Genomic DNA, 15,834 nt, shown 5'->3' on the forward strand with positions numbered 1-15,834 from the left:
TTACGGCTGGCTGGTCGGTCCGGTCGGGCCGCTCTGGGGTCCGGTCTCGGGTCCGCTCTGGGGTCCGCTCTGGGGTCCGGTCTGGGGTCCGGTCTGGGGTCCGGCCGGTCCGGGGCCGCCCTGCGGGCCGGGCTCGCCGTGCCCGCCGCCGGACTGCTTGTGCAGGAAGTCCTTCGCCTTCGACGTGACGTTGTCGATCTTGCTGGAGTGCTGGCCGAACTTCGACTTGGCGAAGCCGCTCGCCTTGTCCAGGCCTTGCTCGATCTTGCCGGCGTTGTGGCCGAGCGCCTCTTGCGCCTTTTTCTTGATCTCGTTGAAGTCGATGCCCATGAATCCATGAAACCCCAAGGTCAGGCCCCCCGCATCCGGTAAGCCCCTGGTTTACTGCTCGGTAACCCCTACCCGAGCGGAAAGGTCACCGATGCCCGCCAGGACGTTCTCCTTCGAGATCACCCGCACCAGTAGCGCGCCGCCCGCGACCCTCTTCCGGCTGGAGACCGACGGCGCCCGCTGGTCCGACTGGGCGAAACCGCTCATCGTCGTGTCCCGCTGGGACCGGTGGGCCGACCCGGCAGGCGGGGTGGGCGCGATCCGGGCCGTCGGCGCGTGGCCGCTGCTCATGCGTGAGGAGACGCTCGAGTACGAGCAGGACCGCCGCCACGTCTACACCTTCGCCGAGCCGGCGCCGGTTCGCGACTACCGCGGCGAGGTGACCTTCGAGCCCAACGGCACCGGCACGCGGCTGACTTGGCGCGGGTCGTTCCAGGAGAAGATCCCCGGCACCGGGCCGGTCGTGCGCGCCGCGCTCGCGGGGGCGATCAAGTTCCTGTCCGCGAAGCTGGTCAAGGCCGCCGAGCGCTAACCGGCGCCGAGGCAGAGGAACGGGCGGCGCAGCGGATCGGCGGCGGTCGCGTGCGCCAGCGCCAGCGCCGGGGAGATCCCGGACGCGAGCCGCTGGTGCAGGTCGGTCATCGCCTCCGCCGCCGCCCGGTCGCCCACCCGCGCGATCGCCCCGACGATCGTGCGGGACCCGCTCGCCAGCAGCGCGCCGGCGAACCCCAGCGCCTCCTCGCCGGGCCGGATGTGGCTCATCGCCAGCTCGCACGAGGCCAGCACCACCCGATCCGGCGGGCGCCGCAGCCGCGCGGTCTCGTGCGCGAACAGCGGCCCGTCGACCAGTTCCAGCCGCGAGAACAACGCGTTCGCCGGTTCGTGCGCGCCGTGCGCGACCAGGTGCGCCAGGCCCGACCCGTCGAGCGCTTCCAGCACCGCCGAACTGGTCGCCGCCGGTCCGTCGACCAGCGTCGCCGACGGGTAGACCGCGCGCAGCTGCCGCACCTCGCCGATCGCGCCGGGCACGTCCGGCCCGCCGACCAGCACGACCGGGTCGATCAGCTCGCGGCGCATCGCGGTCACCCACGCGGTCGCCGACGGCGCGATCGACAGCGGACGGCCACGCAACGATGGCAGCGCAGGCCACGGCAGCGCGTACAGCGGCCCGGTCGGCACGATCACCAGCTCACGGTCGCCGATCGCGTCCGCGAGCGGCCGCACGACCCGCTCGTCGAGCAGCCGGGCGCGCTTCTCCGCGGACGCCGTGACGGCCGCGACCAGTGGCGGCGGCAGGTGGTCCGGGGCCAGCGCGTTCAGGTCGGCGTGCAGCTGCTTGGTGATCTCCACGACCTCGTCCAGCCCGCCCAGCCGTACCAGCCGGAACCGGCCGTCCCGCACGACCACCGCGGACAGCTCGCCGTCCTGGCCGATCAGGCTGACCAGCACGCGGTCGCCCAGCTCGGTGGCCACCTCCTCGGGTGAGCTTACCGGGCGGGGCCTGCCCCACGGGCTGGTGTACCAGCCGAGGCGGCCAGCCTCCCGCTGCAGCCGGGTGTAGCGCTGCTCCAGCGCCGCCACCGGCCTGCCGTCGAGGCGGTTCTGCTGCGCGAGCCGCTGCACCTGGCGCATCTCGGTGATGAGCCGGGCGAGCACCGGATCGTCGATCGCGGGCAGCGGCTCGTACCGGTAGACCTGCGCGCGCGTCCGCTCCTGCCAGGCGAACAGCCTGCGCGCGCCGGCGTGGCCGCGGGTCGTGCCGAGCACCAGCCCCACCGCGAGACGGCCCAGCTCCTGGCCGTGCACCGCGGTCCCGCACACCAGGTCCAGCCCGCCCATCCGGTCGCGCACGCGGCTCAGCTCGGCGAAGCCGCTGCGCGCCTGCGCCAGCGCCGCACGCGGACGGCCGGTCGCCACGGCGAGTTCGGCCCGGCACAGCCGGAGCAGCATGACGTGGTCGATCGGCGTGGTGCGGCGCGGCCGCGGCACCCGCGCGAGCAGCTCCTCGGCCGCGCCGACGTCCCCACGGCGGAGCAGCAGCCGCACCGCGAGCAGCCGGGCCACCGCCGCTTCGTCCCGCAGCCCCAGTTCCGCGAGGCGGTCGGCGTGCCCGGTGAGACCCGTGACGAGCCGCGCCGGCGGGCGGCGCGTGCCGCCGAGGACCTCAGTGGCGTCGGCACGCAGCCGGGTCAGCGCGGCGACCGCCGCCCAGCGTTCGTTGCCGCGCCGGAGGAACCGCCGACGCGCGAGCTCGGCCAGCTCGCGGGCCCGGCCGTGGTCGTTGTCGAGGATCGCGGCCGCGGCGCGGGCGACCTCGGCCTCGGCGATGTCCTGCACGTTGCGCGTCGCATACAGCTCGGGCAGCACCTCGTCGAGGTGCCGCGCCGCGTCCTCGGCCAGACCGGCGACGAGCAGCGCCCTGGCCTGGTCGACGCGCAGCCGGGCGAGCCAGCCGGGAGCGGCGTCCTCGTAGATCCGCGCGGCCTGCTCGTAGTGCCGCAACGCGCCGGGGATGTCGCCGAGGAGCTGCCCCTGCTCGCCCAGCAGGTGCCGGACCTTGCCCTCCAGCCGGGTCAGGCCGTGCTCGGTGGCCAGTTCGAGGCAGCGCCGCAGGTCCGCCAGCGCCGCCGCGGGCCGCTGCAGCTCGACGTTGATGTTGGCGCGGTTCATCAGGTTGCGGGTCAGCGACAGCGCGTTGTCGTCGGCCTCGTTTTCCAGCACCGGCAGGATCTCGTCGAACAGCGCCAGCGCTTCGGACAACCGGCCGATCCGGCCGAGCACCAGCGCGCGCTGGGCGCCGACCAGCGCACGCAGGACCCGCTGTGGCGGCCCGGGCGGCAGCCGATCGGTCAGCCGCAGGGCGTCGTCGAGGTGGCGCAGGCCGGCCGCCGCCGAGCCGGTCTCGGCCTCCGACATCGCGAGGCCGAGCAGGACCCGTGCCCGCAGGGTGATCCACTCGACGTCGTCCGGCCCGTCCGCGAGCACCCGCAACGCGCGGTTGAACAGCCGCACCGCCTCCACGTTGCGGAAGTTGCCCGCCGCGTCCGCCGCCCGCCCGCGCAGCGCCGATGCCCGGCCCAGCGCACGCCGGGACTCACGCTGAGCTGACACGTGGTCTATCTGAGCACATCCGCGGGCCGGGGGGAGCAGCCGGTCAGAGGACGACCGCGGGCGTGACGACGGTGCGGCGGCTGCTGGCCCCGCCGACCGAGATCACGATCTGGGTGGTGCCGCGCGGCACGTCGTCGAGCACGAACCGGCCGCCCTCGTCGGCCACCGTCGACGACGAGCCGTGCTCGGCCACCCGCACCTCGACCCCGTGCGCGGCGGCGGGCACCAGCCAGCCGTCGATGCGGTGGCAGTGCCCGACCCTGGTCAAGTTGATCATCACCGTGAGATCGCTGACCGTGAACGTGATCGTGCCCTCGTCGGTGATGCTGCGGACGCCGGCCAGCGCCGGGTCGGCCCGCTCCCACTGCGCGATCTCGAAGTCGAGGTTCTCCAGTTCGAGGGCGAACTGCACGCGCTCGACCAGGCCGTCCGGGGGCGGGTCGACGGCGGCCAGCACCCGGCCCAGATCGGCCAGCAGGTCTTCGTCGCCGGGGTGCGCCCCACCCCCTGGCAGATTGTCGTTCATACGCTGCCCCCTTCGATGTCCAGCAGTTCGCGCATCGTCTTCAGGCAGCGGCCGCGGTTGGGTCCGATGCTGCCGCGCGGCATCTGCAGCGCTTCGGCGACGAGCCGGTACTCGGCGCGACCGGCGAGCACGGTGAGCCGCAGCAGTTCCTGGCACCGCTGCGGAAGCCTGCGGAAGGCACGCCAGAGCCGCTGGTCACGCTCGGTGCGCAGCACCTCGGCCTCGGGCGCGGGCTCGGTGCTCGCCACGGTCTCGGCCAGTTCGTCGGTCAACGGCACCGGCGGCGGTTTCCGCCCGCGCACGCGCTGCGATTCGTGCCGGGCGGTGACGACCAGCCAGCCGGCGAGCGCCTTCGGCTCACGCAGCCGGTCGAGGTGGCTGACCAGAGCCAGCCACACGGTCTGCACCACGTCCTCGGCCGAGTGGCTGTCCAGCCCCTGGCCGCGCGCCACGTTCCACACCAGCGGGGTGAGCTCGGCGACCAGCCGGTTCAGCGCGCGTTTGTCCCCCGCCCGCGCCGCGGCCAGGCACGCCTCGAACAGCTCCGGTCCGCGGAGTCCCTCCCAGGACGGATCCGCCTCGGCGGTCCTCGCTTCCGTCACCGCGTTCGCCCCCACTTCGCGTGGTTCTCCTCGGGTCAGCGCTAGGCAGTATCTCCGGCTCCGTCACCGTGCAGAGCACGAAGGCGGACGCCAGATACACAACATCACTCGTTTGGAGCAGTCACGGCGAGCACGAACGTGACGGAGCGGCGCGGCTCCACCTCCCACGGCCGCGCCAGCTCCGCCCGGAGCAGGTGCCGGCCGGGCTCGACGACGTCGAGCGCCAGCCGGCGCACACCCCCCTCGCCCGGTGGCCCCTCCCCGTGGGCCACCTCCCTGGACCGGACGTGCTCGTCCGCCACCACGCGGACCGCGTCCGGCAACCGCCAGCGCCACCGGTAACCCGACGCGCGGACCTCCGGCAGGCGCAGCTCCACCGTGTCCCCCACGTGGAGCCGCGCCGTCTCCCCCGAATCCGCCTGTGCGAGCCGGATCTGTGTCACTGGAAGCTCCCCAGGGTGGCGGTGGCCGGCGGCCCCCTCGGCTGCCGGCCACCGCCGGTCTGCGTGCCGTCGTCAGACCAGGATCTGGTCGATCTGCCCGGCGGCGTTCTCGTGGAAGGACACCGGCAGCCCGTGGTTGCGGGCCAGCAGTGCCAGCGTCGTCAGGGAGCTGCGCCCGTCCGCGGTGGCGGCGAGCCGCTTCCAGCCCAGGCCCGCGATGTCCACCCAGACGCCCGGGTTGGCGCTCGTCGACCACAGCCGCGCGACCTGCCGGTTGTGCACCCAGACACCCTGCGCCTGCGGCGCGGGGTGGGCCGGCGTGCCGTTGCCGTTCGGCGGGGTGTTCGGGTCGTAGACCCCGCTCGGGGGCGGCGTGTTGGGGTCGTAGACACCGGTCGGCGGCGGGGTGTTGGGGTCGTAGACACCCGTCGGCGGCGGCGTATTGGGGTCGTACACCCCCGTCGGCGGCGGCGTATTGGGGTCGTACACCCCCGTCGGCGGCGGCGTATTGGGGTCGTACACCCCCGTCGGCGGCGGCGTGTTCGGGTCGTAAACCCCCGTCGGCGGCGGGGTGTTCGGGTCGTAGACGCCGGCCGGGCCGTCGGAGCCGGGCGTCTCCCTGGTCAGTTCGGCGAGTTCGGCGTTCGGGTCGTCCTGCGGGCCGGAGTCCGGCGTCTCGCTCTTGCTCGTGGTCATGCTTCGCTCCCCATCAGTAGGTGGTGGCAACCTTGGTCAGCACGCCCTGGTCGAGGAACGGGCTGACGGGATGCCCACCCGCCCGAGCCTCGGCGAGCAGCGCGAGCTGACGGCTCACGCCCGCGGCGTCCCCCGCGAGCCGGACCCAGCCCAGCTGCTCCAGGCACACCCATTCACCGGCACCGGCCGAGAACAGGCGCAGCGCGCGCTGCGGCGGTAGCCACGCGCGCAGGGTGACCCCGGTGCAGCCGAGGGTCGTCGGCCGCGGTTCCGGGTAGTCCTCGATGAAGGCCTCGCCGTAGGCGATCCGGAAGAACCCGCCCTCACCCCAGTCGGTGCCCCAGGAGTTCTTGCCGATCCAGCAGTTCTGCTCGTCGTCCCAGCCGATGAGCGCGACGCAGTGCCCGCCGTTGCTCTCCGTCGTGGTGGCGCGGTAGATGCCGCCGGTGTAGTGGAAGAAGTCGTCGTAGATCACCATGCACGCGGTGACCGGGCCGTAGCCGTAGATGTGGTGCTTGATCGCGGCCGGGTCCTGGGTCAGGTCGACGACGCCCTCCGCACGCGCGACGCGGTTCACCCAGTTCGGGTGCAGCGCGCCGGCGCCCTCGTCCGAGTAGGGCCAGTAGTCCTCGAAGGTGACGCCCTTGGCCGCGCAGTCCCCCATCAGGTCGTCCGGCCAGGACCCGGTGTCACCCGGCTTGCGGTGTCCCGGCGCGAACCCGAAGAACAGGTGCGCCTCCGACAGGTCGAGCCGCATGCCGGTGTTGCGGCGCGTGTAGGCGGCGGTCCCCTCGAGCGCCGCGATGGTGCCGAACGCGCTGCAGGACCCCGATTCCCCCTGGTCCTTCACCGGCGTGACGTAGCTGCGGCCGCACACGTCGCGGAGGTCGAACTTGGCGGGCAGCGTGCTGCCCGGCGCGTGCAGCGCGGTGCACGGCTGGCCGGCGGCCCCGAGCGCGACCTCGAGCATCCGCCCCGGCAACTCGGCCCGGGCTTCCACTTCGGCCGCGCTCGGGGCCGGCACCCCCAGTCGCACCCTGCGCGACTCGCCCGCCAGCCGGCTGAGCACCGTCTCCCCCGCCTGCCACGGATCCCCCATCGTGGCAAGGGAATCGCGCACGGCGCGGATTTCCTCGGCGAAGGGCCGGGGAGAGCTCATGCGTTCCTCCAGTCGGTGTGCAACCAGCCAACGCCCCCTATGACGCGGGGAGGCCCTCGCCAGATACACAGCGACAGAAGTTTTTCCAAAGCACCTGGTCGGCGGCGGCCGGTTTCACCCGATCAGCCCAATGCGACGGCCTCCGCCAGCTTGTCCGCCCACAGCCGGTAGCCGGCCGGTCCGGGGTGGAACCCATCCGCGGCGAACAGCTCCGGGTCGACCACCTCGCGCGGCACCGGGCAGTGCGTGACCCCCGGCAGCTCCGCGAGCGTCGCCGCCGCCGCGTCCAGCGCCTCACCCCGCAGGCCCAGCACAAGGCGCAACGGCTGCGGCAGCGACGGGAACGCGGCGAGCGGCGGGACGCCGGCCAGCAGCACCGGGACCGGCCCGAGCGCCCGTCGCGCCGTCACCACCAGTTCCAGCAGGTCGCGTCGGTAGCGGGCGGGTGAGCGCATCTCGATGGTGTCGTTGACGCCGAGCGCCACCACGACCAGGTCCGCCCGCTCCCGGCACGCCTCGCCCAGCAGCTCCGTCCGGACGGTGCGCGCGTTGGCGCCCGTCCGCCCCGCCACGCGCCAGTCGATCCCGCGCCCCAGCCTGCGGGCCAGCGCCGCGGCCAGCTGCCCGGTCAGCGCCTCCTCGTGCGTCTCCGCGCCGACGCCATCCACAGTGGACTCGCCGATCACCTGCAACCGCAACGGGTCCGGCCCGGGCGCCGAGCCCCGCAGCGGTCCGGACGCGCCCGGCAGCCGCGGTGTCGTCCGGCGCACGTGCAAGCCCTGGGCGACCAGCACCGGGGCGAGTCCGACGGTGGCCGCGAGAGTCAGGGCAGCACGTGAAGTTGACACCCGTTCACATTAGCCCTTGGCGATCGACACGGCCATCCTCGTCAACTCCGGATCCGCGGCCGCGCGCAGCACGTAGTCGGCCAGGTCGGCACGGGAGATGGTGAAGCTGCCGCGCACGTTCCCCCTGGTCTCGCTCGCGATGTGGCCGGTGTGACGGCCGTCGTTGAGCTTCGGCGGGCGCACGATCGTCCAGTCGAGCCCGGACTCGATCACCCGGCGCTCCATCTCGCCCATGTCGGCGTACCCCTCGCGCAGCATGCGGATCAGCAGCGGCTTGACCACCAGCCGCGTGAACCACCCGTCCCCCTCGCGGTGCATGCCGCTGTTGCTCACCACGACCAGCCGTCGCACGCCGGCCGCCGCCATCGCGGTCATGATGGCGCTCGTCCCGTCCCGGCAGATCACGCTCGGCCCCCGGTCGCGGGGGCCCAGCGCGGACAGCACGGCCTCGCGGCCGGTGATGGCGGGCACCAGCGAATCCGCGTCGAACACGTCCGCGGTCACGACCTCCAGCCGCGCCTGCGCCGGCACGTCCAGCCGCGCCGGATCACGCACCACCGCCGTGACCTGGTGACCCGCGGCGAGCGCCTGCCGCACAACCTCCACACCCGTCCCGCCGGTCGCGCCGAACACCGTCAGCTTCATGTTTCCTCCCTGGTTAGTGTTCACTCACCTGCTATGGTGGGTGAGCACTCACTAACCGTCAAGCGAGCACTGAGAGAACGCTGAGGACGCATGGGAACTCGGGAGAAGATCCTGGCCGCGGCCGCGGAGGTGATGCGCGAGCAGGGCTACGCGCGCGCCACCACCAAGGAGATCGCCCGCGCCGCCGGGTTTTCGGAAGCGGCGCTGTACAAGCACTTCGCGGACAAGACGGAGATCTTCCTCGGCGTGATGACCTCGCAGCTGCCCGGGCTGAACGCGGTGCTCGGCGACCTCACACCCGGACGGCACACGGTGCGCGGCAACCTGGTCCGGATCACCAGCACGGCGATCGACTTCTACACCGAGAGCTTCCCGATCGGCGCGTCCCTGTTCTCCTCGCGGGAACTGCTGGCGGCCCACCGCGCCGCGATCCACGAGCACGGCGCCGGGCCGCGCACCCCCGTGACCCGGCTGGCGAACTACCTCCGCGCGGAACGGGACCTGCGCCGCCTGCCGTCCACATCGGACCCCGACGCGATCGCGACGCTGTTGCTGGGCGCCGCCTTCCAGCAGGGGTTCCTGCGGCACTGGGACACCGACGCCGGGGACCCCACGACGCTGGCGCGCAAGCTCGTCAAGGCCGTCCTGCCCTAGCGGCTCGCCCGCTCCTTCTCCCAGCGCTCGAACAGCAGCGGCAGCTCCTTGATGATGAACGACAGGAAGTCGCGCATGTCGGCGAGCCGCCTGCCGGCCGGGGTGTCCGCCCCCACCGCGTCGATGCCCTCCGCGGCCGCGTCCCGCCACATCTCCACGAACCGGTCGCGCTTGCGCATGCTGGCGTACCACATGTCGTCGAGCACCCGGAAGTGGTCGCGCCGCGATCCGGGCTCCCGCTCCCGCTCGACCAGCCCCACCTGCTCCAGGTAGCGCACCGCCCCGGACACCGCCGCCGGGCTGACCTGCAGGTTCTCTGCCAGCTCCGCCGCGGTGAGCCGGCTGTCGTCGGTGACCACGAGCGCGGCGAACACGCGCGCGGCCATGCGCTGGATGCCGAGCTGATTGAGCACGAGAGCCAGCCGCTCGACGTACCGGCGAACCGTCTCTTCGTCCCGCATGGAGATCATCCTCCCTCACTCGTCCAGCGCTTCAGCCAATCTATACGTTTTCCTAACTTCACAACTTTGTGAAATCACTGTAGCTTCGGCCGCATGGACAACGCCATCTCCATCGAGGGCCTGCACAAGTCGTTCGGTGCGACCAAGGCCCTCGACGACCTGAACCTGCAGGTCAAGACCGGAGAAGTGCACGGCTTCCTCGGCCCGAACGGGGCCGGGAAGTCGACCACCATCCGCGTCCTGCTCGGTCTGCTGCGCGCGGACCGGGGCACCGTCCGCCTGCTCGGCGGCGACCCCTGGCGCGACGCCGCGAGCCTGCACCACCGGCTCGCCTACGTCCCCGGAGACGTCAACCTCTGGCCCAACCTGTCCGGCGGCGAGGTCATCGACCTGCTCGGGCGGCTGCGCGGCGGGCTCGACAAGCGCCGCCGTGACGAGCTGATCGAGCGGTTCGACCTCGATCCGAAGAAGAAGGGCCGCACCTACTCCAAGGGCAACCGGCAGAAGGTCGCGATCGTCGCGGCCCTCTCCTCCGATGTCGAGCTGCTGATCCTCGACGAACCGACCTCCGGCCTCGACCCGCTGATGGAGGCCACCTTCCAGTACGCGATCCAGGAGGAGCGCGACAAGGGCCGCACGGTGCTGCTGTCCAGCCACATCCTCGCCGAGGTCGAGGCGCTGTGCGACCGGGTCAGCATCATCCGCAACGGGCACGCGGTGGAGACCGGCACGCTGAGCGAACTGCGGCACCTGACCCGCACGTCGATCGTGGCGGAGCTCGCCGGCCACCCGAACGGGCTCGGCTCGCTGGCCGAGGTGCACGACCTCAAGGTGGACGGCAACCGCGTCCGCTTCGACGTCGAGACCCAGTCGCTGGACCAGGTGCTGCGCAAGCTGACCGAGGTCGGCGTGCGCAGCCTGACCAGCCAGCCGCCGACGCTGGAGGAGCTGTTCCTGCGCCACTACACGACCGAAGCGAGCTCACGGTGACCGCGCTGGTGGGCACCCGGCACCTGGTGCGTCTCGCGCTGCGGCGGGACCGGGTCGTGCTGCCGCTCTGGGCGCTGGTGATCGGCGTGCTGCCGGCGAGCAGCGCCGGCGCCTACGACCAGCTGTACCCGGACGCGGCCAGCCGGGCGGCGCTGACGACCGGGATGAGCGCGAACCCGTCGATCACCCTGCTCTACGGGCCACCGTTCGACCTGTCCACCGCGGGCGGGTTCACGGCGTGGCGCTTCGGTGTGTTCCTGCCCCTGTTCACAGCGCTGGCCTGCATCTTCACGGTCACGCGGCACACCCGCCAGGAGGAGGACACCGGGCGGCAGGAGCTGCTGTCGTCGACCGTGACCGGGCGCTACGCCGCCTTGACGGCCGCGCTGATCACCGCCGCCATCGGCGCGGTGGGGACCGGGCTGCTGGTGGCGCTCGGCCTGATCGGCGCGGGGCTGCCCGCGGGCGGGTCGGTGGCGTTCGGGCTCGGGACCACGCTGACCGGGCTGCTGTTCGCCGCGGTCGCCGCCATCGCCGCCCAGCTCGCCGAGTACTCGCGCACCGCGAACGGCATCGCCTCCGCGGTGCTCGGGGTCGCGTTCCTGCTGCGCGCGGTCGGCGACTCGGCCACGGACATCTCATGGCTGTCCTGGCTGTCGCCACTCGGGTGGTCGACGCAGATCCGGCCGTTCGCCGGGGACCGGTGGGCCGTCGCGCTGCTGCTGGTCGCGGTGGCCGTCGTGCTGGGGGCGGTGGCCTACCGGCTGCTGCCGCTGCGGGACGTCGGAATGGGCATCTTCCCGGCTCGTCCCGGCCCGCCGGTGGCGGCGCCCGGGCTGCGGTCGCCGTTCGCGCTGGCCTGGCGGCTGCACAAGGGCGTGCTGATCGGCTGGACCGTCGGCTTCGCGGTGCTGGGGGCCATGTTCGGCTCGCTGGCCGCCGGCATCGGCGACATCGTCGGCGAGAGCGCGCAGGCCCAGCAGATGCTCGAGCGGCTGGGCGGCGCGCAGAGCCTGGTCGACACGTTCCTCGCCGCGATCGCCGGCATCTTCGGAATGGTCGCCTCGATGTACGCGGTGCAGGCGACGCTGCGGATGCGCGCGGAGGAGACCGCGCTGCGGCTGGAGCCGCTGCTGGCGACCCGAGTGCGCCGGTTGCAGTGGGCCGGTAGCCACCTGGTGTTCTCGCTGCTGGGGACGGCTCTGCTGCTGGTCGTGTCGGGGGTGTTCGCGGGACTGCTGCACGGGTTGCGCGTCGGCGACGTGAGCGGCCAGGTGCCCGCGGTGCTCGGCGCGACGGTCGCGCAGGTGCCCGCGGTGTGGGTGGTCGTCGGGATCGCCGTGGTGGTGTTCGGGTTCGCGCCGAAGTTCGCGACGGCGGCGTGGGGGGTGGCGGCGGCGTTCCTCCTGCTGTCGCTGTTCGGGCCGGTCGTGCAGGCGCCGCAGCTGTTGCTCGACGTCTCGCCGTTCACGCACGTGCCGAAGCTGCCGAGCGCCGATTTCGCGGTCGCGCCGTTCGCGTGGCTGCTCGGGATCGCGGTGGTCGCGCTTGCCACGGGTCTGGCACGTTTTCATCGGCGCGACATCGGGTAGTACCTGGTCGTTCGAGTGGCAGAGCCCGGGCCTGTCGGGGGGGCCGGGCTCTGCCACTCCGTTTTTGTCGGTACCCCTCGCTAACGTCGTTCAGGTCGCGGGAGCGAGGGGGGAACATGCGATGGGGGTTGTTGCGGCACGGGGATTTCCGGCGCCTGTGGCTGGCGGACGCGCTGAGCCAGTTCGGCGACCGGATCAACCTGCTCGCGGTGCCGTTGCTGGCGGCGATCACGCTGCACGCCACGGCGTTCCAGCTGTCCGTGCTGCGGACGCTGGAGACGCTCGCGTACCTGCTGCTGGCGTTGCAGGTCGGCGCGTGGACGGACCGCATGCGCAAGCGGCGGGTGCTGGTGGCGGCCGACCTCGGGCGGGCGGTCGCGTTCGGCTCGGTGCCGGTCGCGGCGGCGTTCGGCGCGCTCACGATGCCGCAGCTGTACGCGGTGGTGGCGGTGGCCGGGGTGCTGTCGGTGTTCTTCGAGGTGGCGCACCGGACGTACCTGCCGAGCCTGGTCGCGCGCTCGCAGCTGGTGGAGGGCAACGCGCGGTTGCAGGCCAACGTCTCGGTCGCGGCGGTGTCCGCGCCGGGCCTGTCGGGGTGGCTGGTGCAGCTGTTCGGCGGGGCGACGGCGGTCGGTGTGAACGCGGTGAGCTTCCTGTGGTCCGCGGCCTGGCTGCGGCGGATCCGCGCGCCGGACCGGGTGCCGCCGGCGCGGGTGCGGGCGCCGCTGCGGCACGAGATCGCCGACGGGCTCCGGTTCGTCTTCCGGCACCCGGTGCTACGCGCGATCGGAGCGCACGACGTGTGCGTCAGCGTTTGCCAGCAGTTCCAGATCACGGTGGCGGCGCTGTTCCTGCTGCGCGAGGTGCACCTGTCGCCGGGCGTGATCGGGCTGCTGCAAGCGGGCGGGCTCACCGGAGCGGTGCTCGGCTCGGCCGTGGCGCGCCGGCTCGGCAGGCGGTTCGGCGAGGCGCGGCTGATGTGGAGCAGCGCCCTGCTGTGGGGCGTCGGGTACCTGATGATCCCGTTGACCACGCCGGGCTGGGGCCTCGCGTGGTATCCCGTCGGCAACTTCCTGACCGGCGTGAGCATCGTGGTGCTCAACGTGCACCAGCTCAGCTACCGGCAGGCGGTGACGCCCGAGCGGCTACAGGGCCGGGTGGCGGCCACCTCCTCGTTCCTGTACTTCGCGCCGGGGCCGATCGGGAGCGTGCTCGCCGGCGTGCTGGCGAGCGTGGTCGGGCTGCGCGGAACGTTGTGGCTGGCGGGCGCAGGGGTGGCGGCTTCGGCGCTGTGGCTGGTCTGCTCGCCGTTGCGCCGGATGCGGCGGTTGCCGGAGGCATACGAGGAGGAGCGCACGGGTAGTCACGCCACATGACCCTCGATGGAGCACCGCGTCAGATCTTCCTCGCCGGTCAGTGGCGTGACGCCGCGGACGGCAGCCGCTTCGGCGTGCAGGACCCGGGGACCGGGCAGCAGCTCTGCGAGGTCTCCGACGCGCAGGACGCCGACGTCGGCGAAGCCATCGAGGCGGCCGTCGCGAAGCAGGAGGAGTGGGCCGCGACGCCGCCGCGGGAGCGGGGCGAGATCCTGCGCCGCGCGTGGCAGCTGATGACCGACCGCGCCGACGAGCTGGCGCGGCTCATGACGCTGGAGATGGGCAAGAGCCTGGAGGAGTCGAAAGCCGAAGTCACCTACGCCGCGGAGTTCTTCCGGTGGTTCTCAGAGGAGGCCGTGCGCATCGACGGGCGGTACGCGCGCAGTCCGGCCGGTGGCGGTCGCGTGCTGGTGTCGAAGCACCCGGTGGGTCCGTGCATCCTGGTCACGCCGTGGAACTTCCCGCTGGCGATGGGCACCCGCAAGATCGGGCCCGCCATCGCCGCGGGCTGCACCATGATCGTCAAGCCGGCGCAGCTGACGCCGTTGTCGATGCTGAACCTCGCCGGGCTGCTGAAGGAGGCCGGGTTGCCGGACGGTGTGCTGAGCGTGCTGCCGAGCACGTCGGCGAGCCGGGTGGTGAACCCGGCGCTGGCCGACCCGCGGATCCGGAAGCTGTCCTTCACCGGGTCCACCGAAGTGGGGCGCAAGCTGGTCGAGCAGTGCGCGCCGAACCTGCAGCGGATGTCGATGGAACTGGGCGGCAACGCGCCGTTCCTGATGTTCGAGGACGCGGACCTCGACGCGACCGTCAAGGGCGCGGTCACCGCCAAGATGCGCAACAACGGCGAATCGTGCGTGGCGGCCAACCGGTTCCACGTGCACTCGTCGGTGGCCGGAGAGTTCACGCGGCAGCTGACCGAGGCGATGTCGTCGCTGAAGGTCGGGCACGGCACCGAGGACGGCGTGAAGGTCGGGCCGCTGATCAGCGCGGAGCAGCGGGACAAGGTCGTCGAGCTGGTCGAGGACGCGTTGTCCCGCGGCGCGCACGCCACCACCGGCGGCAAGGCGCTGGACGGCGACGGCTTTTTCTACGCGCCGACAGTGCTCACCGACGTCCCGCCGGACGCGCGCATCCTGCGCGAGGAAGTCTTCGGGCCGGTCGCGCCGGTGACCACGTTCGAGGACGAGGACGAGGCCGTCCGGCTGGCCAACGACACCGAGTTCGGGCTGGTGGCGTACGTGTTCACGCGGGACCTCGACCGCGCGATCCGCGTCGGGGAGCGGATGGCGACCGGGATGGTCGGGCTCAACACCGGGCTGGTGTCGAACGCGTCAGCGCCCTTCGGCGGTGTCAAGGCGTCCGGGTTCGGCCGCGAGGGCGGCGCCGAGGGCATCGAGGAGTACCTCGACGTGAAGTACATGGCCCTGTCGCTCAGCGGGACTCCGTAGCGATCCGCACCCCGAGTCCGATGAGGACTGTCGCGGTGAGACGGTCCAGCCACCGTCGCACCACGTCCCGCAACAGGAACCGGCGCGCCTGGGCCGCCAGCAGCAGGACGGCGCTCATCCACAGCCAGCCGATCGACACGTGGATGAGGACGAGCAGGGCGCCCCAGCCCGCCTGCCCGGGCCCGGCGGGCAGGAACTGCGGCAGCAGGCTCAGGTAGAACACGCCGACCTTCGGGTTGAGCAGGTTGGTCACCAGCCCGGCGCGCAGCGCACCACGCCCCGGTTCGACGCTGATCTCCGGGGCTGGCTGGTGGCGGCGGAAGCTCTTCCACAGCGCGGACGCGCCGAGCCAGATCAGGTAGGCCGCGCCGACGACGCGAACCACGTCGTAGGCGATGCGGGAGGCCGTCAGCAGCGCGGTGAGGCCCGCGATGCTCGCCGTGCCCCAGACCAGGCAGCCGAGGTTGATCCCGGCCAGCGCCCGGAAGCCGGCCCGCCGCCCGCCGAGGAGCGTGTGGCGCAGCATCAGCATGGTGTCGAGCCCGGGCGTCATGACACCGACCAACGCGACGAGAACGTAGGCGAACAGGGCGGAAGCCGACATGCCGCCACTACAGCACAACCCGCGCGCCCGGCCCACCCCTTTCGCACCGGCACACCCTCCGGCCCCGCTCTCGCCGGCCCCGCTCTCCGGCCCCGCTCTCTCCGGCCCCGCTCTCTCCGGCCCCGCTCTCTCCGGCCCCGCTCTCTCCGGCCCGCCCTCGTCCCGGGCACTCCCTGCCCCCGCCCCTCCCGGCAACGCGTTTGCCCTTCGGGCAGGTGGTTGCCACCCCGGCACGTAGTCGGCGCGCCCGGTGCGGCCGTGGCAACGCCAGTGGCGCCGTCGCGCCGGGTGCCGCCGCGGTGGCGCCGGGCGACGCGGCGCGCGGCCGTCGGTGCGGCGGCCCCGG

The 15,834-nt window shown here is 72.9% G+C and carries 17 protein-coding genes; 6 read left to right on the forward strand and 11 right to left on the reverse strand.

Annotation, left to right across the window (positions count from 1 at the left end; all coding sequences use genetic code 11):
* Window positions 1-330, reverse strand: coding sequence for an antitoxin (locus L2C96_RS28595; protein WP_308191190.1), 330 nt, complete (start codon window positions 328-330; stop codon window positions 1-3).
* Window positions 331-421: 91 nt separating this feature from the next.
* Here L2C96_RS28595 and L2C96_RS28600 point away from each other — a divergent pair, with 91 nt between their 5' ends.
* Window positions 422-862 (forward strand): SRPBCC family protein, encoded by a 441-nt coding sequence (locus tag L2C96_RS28600; protein ID WP_237338392.1) that lies wholly within the window; start codon window positions 422-424, stop codon window positions 860-862.
* Here L2C96_RS28600 and L2C96_RS28605 read toward each other — a convergent pair.
* The 8 genes from L2C96_RS28605 to L2C96_RS28640 all read right to left on the reverse strand — a co-directional run bounded on the left by L2C96_RS28605 (window position 859) and on the right by L2C96_RS28640 (window position 8,360).
* Window positions 859-3,441, reverse strand: coding sequence for a CHAT domain-containing protein (locus tag L2C96_RS28605; RefSeq protein WP_237338393.1), 2,583 nt, complete (start codon window positions 3,439-3,441; stop codon window positions 859-861). The two genes, L2C96_RS28600 and L2C96_RS28605, sit on opposite strands and share 4 nt — an antisense overlap.
* Window positions 3,442-3,484: 43 nt before the next feature.
* On the reverse strand, window positions 3,485-3,967 hold the full coding sequence (locus L2C96_RS28610; protein WP_020419474.1) for a hypothetical protein: 483 nt from the start codon (window positions 3,965-3,967) through the stop codon (window positions 3,485-3,487).
* Window positions 3,964-4,569: an RNA polymerase sigma factor gene (locus tag L2C96_RS28615; RefSeq protein ID WP_027936087.1), complete on the reverse strand. Its 606-nt coding sequence runs from the start codon at window positions 4,567-4,569 to the stop codon at window positions 3,964-3,966. The genes L2C96_RS28610 and L2C96_RS28615 overlap by 4 nt, the downstream gene beginning before the upstream one ends.
* Window positions 4,570-4,673: 104 nt before the next feature.
* The gene (locus L2C96_RS28620; protein ID WP_237338394.1) at window positions 4,674-5,012 is read right to left on the reverse strand and encodes a protease inhibitor I42 family protein; all 339 of its coding nucleotides are present in this window, start codon (window positions 5,010-5,012) and stop codon (window positions 4,674-4,676) included.
* A gap of 72 nt (window positions 5,013-5,084) precedes the next feature.
* Window positions 5,085-5,708, reverse strand: coding sequence for a hypothetical protein (locus tag L2C96_RS28625; RefSeq protein WP_237338395.1), 624 nt, complete (start codon window positions 5,706-5,708; stop codon window positions 5,085-5,087).
* 13 nt (window positions 5,709-5,721) lie between these two features.
* Complete coding sequence (locus L2C96_RS28630; protein WP_237338396.1) at window positions 5,722-6,867, reverse strand: C1 family peptidase; 1,146 nt, start codon at window positions 6,865-6,867, stop codon at window positions 5,722-5,724.
* A gap of 122 nt (window positions 6,868-6,989) precedes the next feature.
* Entirely contained in the window at window positions 6,990-7,715 is a 726-nt protein-coding gene (locus L2C96_RS28635; protein WP_237338397.1) for an SGNH/GDSL hydrolase family protein, read from the reverse strand.
* Between the two features lie 9 nt (window positions 7,716-7,724).
* Entirely contained in the window at window positions 7,725-8,360 is a 636-nt protein-coding gene (locus L2C96_RS28640) for an NAD(P)-dependent oxidoreductase (RefSeq protein WP_237338398.1), read from the reverse strand.
* Window positions 8,361-8,450: 90 nt separating this feature from the next.
* Between L2C96_RS28640 and L2C96_RS28645 the strand changes: the two genes are divergently transcribed.
* Window positions 8,451-9,014 carry a TetR/AcrR family transcriptional regulator gene (locus L2C96_RS28645; protein WP_237338399.1) on the forward strand — a complete coding sequence of 188 codons (564 nt, stop codon included), beginning with the start codon at window positions 8,451-8,453 and terminating at the stop codon, window positions 9,012-9,014.
* On the opposite strand, the gene L2C96_RS28650 is transcribed toward L2C96_RS28645, so the two are convergent.
* The gene (locus L2C96_RS28650; RefSeq protein ID WP_425550239.1) at window positions 9,011-9,475 is read right to left on the reverse strand and encodes a GbsR/MarR family transcriptional regulator; all 465 of its coding nucleotides are present in this window, start codon (window positions 9,473-9,475) and stop codon (window positions 9,011-9,013) included. The genes L2C96_RS28645 and L2C96_RS28650 overlap by 4 nt on opposite strands.
* Window positions 9,476-9,568: 93 nt before the next feature.
* Here L2C96_RS28650 and L2C96_RS28655 point away from each other — a divergent pair, with 93 nt between their 5' ends.
* The 4 genes from L2C96_RS28655 (at window position 9,569) to L2C96_RS28670 (ending at window position 14,884) form a co-directional block, all read left to right on the forward strand.
* Window positions 9,569-10,465 carry an ABC transporter ATP-binding protein gene (locus tag L2C96_RS28655; RefSeq protein ID WP_020419465.1) on the forward strand — a complete coding sequence of 299 codons (897 nt, stop codon included), beginning with the start codon at window positions 9,569-9,571 and terminating at the stop codon, window positions 10,463-10,465.
* Window positions 10,462-12,057 (forward strand): ABC transporter permease, encoded by a 1,596-nt coding sequence (locus L2C96_RS28660; RefSeq protein WP_237338401.1) that lies wholly within the window; start codon window positions 10,462-10,464, stop codon window positions 12,055-12,057. The genes L2C96_RS28655 and L2C96_RS28660 overlap by 4 nt, the downstream gene beginning before the upstream one ends.
* 116 nt (window positions 12,058-12,173) lie before the next feature.
* A complete protein-coding gene (locus L2C96_RS28665; protein WP_237338402.1) occupies window positions 12,174-13,433 on the forward strand; it encodes an MFS transporter in 1,260 nt (419 codons plus the stop codon).
* A complete protein-coding gene (locus L2C96_RS28670) occupies window positions 13,430-14,884 on the forward strand; it encodes an NAD-dependent succinate-semialdehyde dehydrogenase (protein WP_237338403.1) in 1,455 nt (484 codons plus the stop codon). Before L2C96_RS28665 ends, L2C96_RS28670 begins: the two co-directional genes overlap by 4 nt.
* Here the strand turns inward: L2C96_RS28670 and L2C96_RS28675 are convergent.
* Window positions 14,868-15,488: a LysE family translocator gene (locus L2C96_RS28675; RefSeq protein ID WP_237338404.1), complete on the reverse strand. Its 621-nt coding sequence runs from the start codon at window positions 15,486-15,488 to the stop codon at window positions 14,868-14,870. The two genes, L2C96_RS28670 and L2C96_RS28675, sit on opposite strands and share 17 nt — an antisense overlap.
* Window positions 15,489-15,834 lie beyond the last annotated feature (346 nt).

The sequence above is a fragment of the Amycolatopsis tucumanensis genome (genome assembly GCF_021654135.1).
Taxonomy (GTDB): domain Bacteria; phylum Actinomycetota; class Actinomycetes; order Mycobacteriales; family Pseudonocardiaceae; genus Amycolatopsis_E; species Amycolatopsis_E tucumanensis.

Coding starts and splice junctions, on each gene's coding strand:
- L2C96_RS28595 (WP_308191190.1), bottom strand. CDS start 330: ATGGGCATCGACTTCAACGAGATCAAGAAAAAGGCGCAAGAGGCGCTC.
- L2C96_RS28600 (WP_237338392.1), top strand. CDS start 422: ATGCCCGCCAGGACGTTCTCCTTCGAGATCACCCGCACCAGTAGCGCG.
- L2C96_RS28610 (WP_020419474.1), bottom strand. CDS start 3,967: ATGAACGACAATCTGCCAGGGGGTGGGGCGCACCCCGGCGACGAAGAC.
- L2C96_RS28625 (WP_237338395.1), bottom strand. CDS start 5,708: ATGACCACGAGCAAGAGCGAGACGCCGGACTCCGGCCCGCAGGACGAC.
- L2C96_RS28630 (WP_237338396.1), bottom strand. CDS start 6,867: ATGAGCTCTCCCCGGCCCTTCGCCGAGGAAATCCGCGCCGTGCGCGAT.
- L2C96_RS28640 (WP_237338398.1), bottom strand. CDS start 8,360: ATGAAGCTGACGGTGTTCGGCGCGACCGGCGGGACGGGTGTGGAGGTT.
- L2C96_RS28645 (WP_237338399.1), top strand. CDS start 8,451: ATGGGAACTCGGGAGAAGATCCTGGCCGCGGCCGCGGAGGTGATGCGC.
- L2C96_RS28650 (WP_425550239.1), bottom strand. CDS start 9,475: ATGCGGGACGAAGAGACGGTTCGCCGGTACGTCGAGCGGCTGGCTCTC.
- L2C96_RS28655 (WP_020419465.1), top strand. CDS start 9,569: ATGGACAACGCCATCTCCATCGAGGGCCTGCACAAGTCGTTCGGTGCG.
- L2C96_RS28665 (WP_237338402.1), top strand. CDS start 12,174: ATGCGATGGGGGTTGTTGCGGCACGGGGATTTCCGGCGCCTGTGGCTG.
- L2C96_RS28670 (WP_237338403.1), top strand. CDS start 13,430: ATGACCCTCGATGGAGCACCGCGTCAGATCTTCCTCGCCGGTCAGTGG.
- L2C96_RS28675 (WP_237338404.1), bottom strand. CDS start 15,488: ATGTCGGCTTCCGCCCTGTTCGCCTACGTTCTCGTCGCGTTGGTCGGT.